Origin of the sequence: Streptomyces poriferorum (genome assembly GCF_019399235.1) — a bacterium.
In the GTDB taxonomy this organism is placed as follows: domain Bacteria; phylum Actinomycetota; class Actinomycetes; order Streptomycetales; family Streptomycetaceae; genus Streptomyces; species Streptomyces poriferorum.
Window position 1 is genome coordinate 1 of record NZ_JAELVH010000566.1, and the last position, 2,960, is coordinate 2,960.

Consider the following 2,960-nt stretch of genomic DNA (forward strand, 5'->3'; position numbering starts at 1 on the left):
CCCACCCCACCGGGGACACACCGAGCTCCCCGCCCTGCTCACCGAAGGGGGTGCCCCATGGCGCACCACGTCTCCGCGCCGCACCCTGCCCCGCCGCCGCCGGGTCCCGAAGAACCCCGGTCGCATCCGAGGGCGACGGAACCCGTCCTGCTGGTCATCCTGGTCGTGCTCTCCGCCGTCGGCGCCGTCATCGGCATCGACCTCGTCTCCAAACTGGGGATCTCCGCCAACACTTCGGTCGTCGGCGCACTCGTCGCCATGCTGATCGGACGCATTCCCCTCGGCTTCCTGCGCCGGATGCGTTCCGTGCACCGCCAGAACCTGGCCCAGAGCGCCATCTCGGCCGCGACCTTCGCCTCGGCGAACGCGCTGCTCACCTCCGTAGCCGTCCCGTACGTCTTCGGCCGCGAGGACCTGGTCTGGCCGATGCTCGCCGGCGCGTTCATAGGCCTCCTCGTGGACGCCTGGGTCCTCTACCGGGCCTTCGGCTCCCGGCTGCTGCCCGCCGACGCCGCCTGGCCGCCCGGCACCGCCGCCGCCGAGACGATCAAGGCCGGCGACCGGGGAGGACGCCGCGCCCTGATCCTGGCCGGTGGCACCGCGGTCGGACTCGCAGGGACGCTCTTCAGCCTGCCCCTCTCCGCTGCCGGTGTGGCCTTCCTCGGCAACGTCTGGGCGCTGATGATGTTCGGCATCGGCCTGATGCTGCGCCAGTACAGCCCCGACGTCTTCCACACGGATCTCGGCGCCGGCTACATCCCGCACGGCGTCATGGTCGGCGCGGGGATCGTCGCACTCGGCCAGGCCGTCCACCTGCTCATAGGCCGACGCGAACGCAAGCGGAAGGAAGCCGCCGCGGAGGCTACGAGCGTCGCGACCGTCCGGGACACGGATCCGAGCACCGCCTGCACCGTCGACGAACGGGCCCTGCGGCTCTCCCTGATCCGCGGCTTCGCGCTCTTCACCGGGGGCGCGGTCGTCCTCGCCGTCCTCGGCGGACTGATCGGCGACATGAGCCCCCTCGGCATCGTCGGCTGGGTCCTGTTCGCCGCCTTCGCGGCCCTGGTCCACGAACTGATCGTCGGCCTCGCCGCCATGCAGTCCGGCTGGTTCCCGTCCTTCGCCGTCACCCTGATCTTCCTCATCCTGGGCCTCGCCATCGGCATACCGTCCGTGCCGCTCGCCCTGCTGGTCGGGTACGTCTCCGCCACCGGACCCGCCTTCGCCGACATGGGCTACGACCTCAAGGCCGGCTGGCTGCTGCGGCGCGAGCACCGCCCCTGGGACCCCTTCGAGCGCGAGGGCCGCCGCCAGCAGTTCATGGCCGCCCTCATCGGATTCGCCGTCGCCCTCGTCGTCGTCGCCCTCGCCTGGCGCTCCTACTTCGGACAGGGACTCATCCCGCCCGTCGCCAAGGTGTACGCCGACACCATCAAGAGCGGGCTCAGCGACCCGGACGCGGTACGCACCATGCTGCTCTGGGCCATTCCCGGCGCGGCCATCCAACTGCTCGGCGGCACCCGCCGGCAGATGGGCGTCATGCTCGCCACCGGTCTGCTCATCCTCACCCCGCAGGCCTGCTGGCTCGTCCTCGGCGCCCTCGTCGTCCGGGTCGGCTACCGGAAGCTGCGCGGTCCCGCCGCCGACGAGGAACTCAACCTGGTCGGCGCCGGCCTCATCGCGGGCAGCTCGCTCGGCGACTCGGCCCAGATCCTCAAGACCTGACGCGGCGACTCGGCCCAGATCCTCAAGACCTGACGGCTGCCGCCCCCCTGAACCACACCCCGCACCACTCAGCACCACCCGCATGGCAAGGAGAACCACCCCATGGACATGTACAGCAGGCTCGAACCGCGCCCCGAGTACCTCAGCTTCGAACTCGCCCTGGCCGCCCGCAAGCTCGTCGAGGAGGTCATGCTGGTCAAGCGCGGCGAGCACGTCGTACTCACCGGCGACACCAGCAGCGACCGCCGCGTCATCGAGGCCACCGCCCAGGCGGTCGCCGCCGCCGGAGCGCACCCCGTCGTCGTCTGGTACGAGACGCTGCCCGGCGCCTCCATGGAGCCGCCCCGGCCCGTCGCCGGTGCCATCGCCGACGCCGATGTGTGGATCGAGTTCGCGGTCTCGTACCTGATGCACTCCGACGCCTTCCGCGCCGCGATGGCGAACGGCTGCCGCTACACCAACCTCACCGCGATGGACGTCCAGATGCTGGTCGCCACCGTCGGCCGCCCCGACTTCCAGGGCGTCATCCGCCTCGGCAAGGCGCTCGTCGCCCTCCTGGAGGCCGCCGACGAGGTCCGGATCACCTCCGCCAACGGCACCGACCTGGTCGGCCGCAACGGCGACCGGCCGATCAACCTGCGCGGCAAGCCCGCCGAGAAGCCCGGCGAGACCGTGATGCTCTCCGGCCAGATCTCCTGGAACCCCCTGGAGGAGACCCAGGACGGCGTCCTCGTCTTCGACGGCGCCCTGTGGCCGCCGGACGAGCTCGGCCTGCTGCGCTCGCCGGTCCGCTGCACCGTGGAGAAGGGTGTCGTCACCAAGATCGAGGGCGACGCCGACGCGGACACCTTCCGCCGCTGGATGGAGTCCTTCGACGACCCGAACATGTTCCGCATCGCGCACTGGTCGCTCGGCTTCAACCCCGGAGTCCTCGCCCCGACCGGCCGCATCGTCGAGGACGAGCGCGTCTTCGGCTGCGTCGAGCTCGGCATCGGTACCAAGGGCGCCTGGATAGGCGGCGAACCGTGGGTCGCCGCCGCCCACACCGACGGCAGCGTCCTCGGCCCGTCCATCTACCTGGACGGCGTCGCCATCGAGGAGAACGGGCGCTACGTGCACCCCGAGCTCGTCGGGATCTGCCGCGACCTGGGCGTCGCCGGCTACTGAGCCGGCCGCCGGGCGGGCCCGCATCATCCCGGTGCGGGCCCGCCCGGCCCCCGTCAACCGCACCGAGA

At 71.6% G+C, this 2,960-nt stretch carries 2 protein-coding genes; both read left to right on the forward strand.

The window, feature by feature from the left end; translation table 11 throughout:
* Window positions 1-57 precede the first annotated feature (57 nt).
* On the forward strand, window positions 58-1,725 hold the full coding sequence (locus JGS39_RS39670) for an OPT/YSL family transporter (RefSeq protein ID WP_219574609.1): 1,668 nt from the start codon (window positions 58-60) through the stop codon (window positions 1,723-1,725).
* Window positions 1,726-1,827: 102 nt separating this feature from the next.
* On the forward strand, window positions 1,828-2,892 hold the full coding sequence (locus JGS39_RS39675; RefSeq protein WP_219574610.1) for a 2,5-dihydroxypyridine 5,6-dioxygenase NicX family protein: 1,065 nt from the start codon (window positions 1,828-1,830) through the stop codon (window positions 2,890-2,892).
* The last annotated feature ends 68 nt before the right edge of the window (window positions 2,893-2,960 follow it).